Source organism: Kribbella sp. NPDC002412, from assembly GCF_053592935.1.
The window spans coordinates 1-1,936 of record NZ_JBSFBL010000138.1 but is presented as its reverse complement, the minus strand read 5'-3'; the positions used below and the strand labels follow the sequence as shown (position 1 = coordinate 1,936).

Below are 1,936 nucleotides of genomic sequence, written 5' to 3'. Positions count from 1 at the left end.
AGGCCGACCGAGCGGATCGCGTCGTCGTTGCCCGGGATCGGGAAGTCGACCTCGTCCGGGTCGCAGTTGGTGTCCAGGATGCCGATGATCGGCAGCTTCAGCTTGCGCGCCTCGTCGACGGCGAGGTGCTCCTTCTTGGTGTCCACGATCCACACGGCGGCCGGAACCCGGGCCATGTCGCGGATACCGCCGAGGGTCTTCAGCAGCTTGTCGTGCTCGCGCCGCTTCTGCAGCAGCTCCTTCTTGGTGACGCCGGAGGCGGCCACGTCGTCGAAGTCGATGAGCTCGAGCTCCTTGAGCCGCTGGAGCCGCTTGTTCACGGTCTGGAAGTTGGTGAGCATGCCGCCCAGCCAGCGCTGGTTCACGTACGGCATGCCTACCCGGGTCGCCTGCTCGGCGATCGCTTCCTGGGCCTGCTTCTTGGTGCCGACGAACAGGATCGAGCCACCGGAGGCGACAGTGCTCCGGACGAACTCGTAGGCGCGGTCGATGTACGACAGCGACTGCTGCAGGTCGATGATGTAGATGCCGTTGCGCTCGGTGAGGATGTAGCGCTTCATCTTGGGGTTCCAGCGACGGGTCTGGTGCCCGAAGTGGACGCCGCTCTCGAGCAGCTGCTTCATGGTCACGACGGCCATGAGGTGTTCCTCCTGTCGGCCTGGACGCTCTTCCGGGCCGTTTTCGGCCCGGGCGTCTGATCCGGGCCTACTCGGTTGTCTGCGGTGGGCCGGGTGGTCCACCACTCCTGATGCCCGTCGTACGGCCTCATCCCGGGGTCAGCCGGGACCGAGGAGGACGCACTGTTGTGCGGGCATGCGTAGTCGTCCCACTCACATGGGACGCCACCGGAAGTGTACGGGACGGGTGGGGACGGAAGCGAACCGGGGACCGGTTGTCCACAGGCCCCGAATTCACCGTCCGTGAGCAGCCGGTTTCACGGCATGTTCCAGGCATGAAGATTCTGCTCAGCCTCCTGACCCCCTTGGCTCCCGTGCTGGCGCCCGCCGCTCCGGCCGCGGCGGCGCCGGATCCGGCCGTCTGGCCGTTGACGCCACGACCCCCGGTCGTGCGCGGCTTCGAGCTGCCGGCCAAACCCTGGCTCCCGGGCCACCGCGGCGTCGACCTGTCCGGCTCCCCCGGTCAGCCCGTGCGCGCGGCGACCGCGGGCACGATCACGTACGCCGGCCTGCTCGCCGGCCGCGGTGTCGTCGTCGTGTCCACCGGAGTACGGCGGACGACGTACGAGCCGATCGTGGCCGGTGTCACGGTCGGCACGGCTGTCACACCTGGGACTGTGATCGGTCGTCTCTCGGCCGCCGGATCGCATTGCGCTCCGGCTACCTGCCTGCACTGGGGTCTCGTCCAGGGCAGGCAGTACCTGAACCCCTTGGCGCTGCTCCCCGACCGGCCGGTCCGCCTGCTGCCTCTCACCCCAGCGCACCCACCCCAGCGGAGCGCCACCGCGTCAGCTCAACCGGCGGTCGACGCATCACCTAGACCGGCGACAGGCGTGTCGGCTCACTCGGTGGCCGACATGTCAGCGCCGCCGCGTGGTGAGCGGGCAGCGGCGGGCGTGGTCGCCACCGCGGCTGCGCTGACCCTTGCCGCCGGCCTGATGATCAGGCGGCACTAGGCCAGGTTGAGCTGCCAGGAGACTCCGAACCGGTCGTTGACCCAGCCGAACTTGCGGCTGAAGCCGTGGTCGCCGAGCGCCATCAACTCGCTGCCCTTCTCGGACAACGCGGCGTACAGGCGGTCGATCTCGGCCTCATCCGCGCAGTCGACGTACAGCGAGACCGCCGGCGTGAAGGTGAAGTCGTGCTTGACGAAGCTGTCGATACACATGAACTCCTGCCCGCCCAGCCGGAAGACCGCATGCATCACCGATCCCTCGGGACCCGGCCCTTCGGCGCCGTAGCGGGAGATCGAGACGACC

3 protein-coding genes are annotated in these 1,936 nt (G+C 68.5%); 1 reads left to right on the top strand and 2 read right to left on the bottom strand.

Annotated features, from left to right (window positions below):
* Positions 1–638: 30S ribosomal protein S2 (gene rpsB, locus ACWCOV_RS41725; RefSeq protein WP_449834918.1), on the bottom strand; the 638-nt coding region annotated here is incomplete at its 3' end.
* 314 nt (positions 639–952) lie between these two features.
* Here rpsB and ACWCOV_RS41720 point away from each other — a divergent pair.
* The gene (locus tag ACWCOV_RS41720) at positions 953–1,633 is read left to right on the top strand and encodes a peptidoglycan DD-metalloendopeptidase family protein (protein WP_449834917.1); all 681 of its coding nucleotides are present in this window, start codon (positions 953–955) and stop codon (positions 1,631–1,633) included.
* Here the strand turns inward: ACWCOV_RS41720 and ACWCOV_RS41715 are convergent.
* Positions 1,630–1,936: VOC family protein (locus ACWCOV_RS41715; RefSeq protein ID WP_449834916.1), on the bottom strand; the 307-nt coding region annotated here is incomplete at its 5' end. The genes ACWCOV_RS41720 and ACWCOV_RS41715 overlap by 4 nt on opposite strands.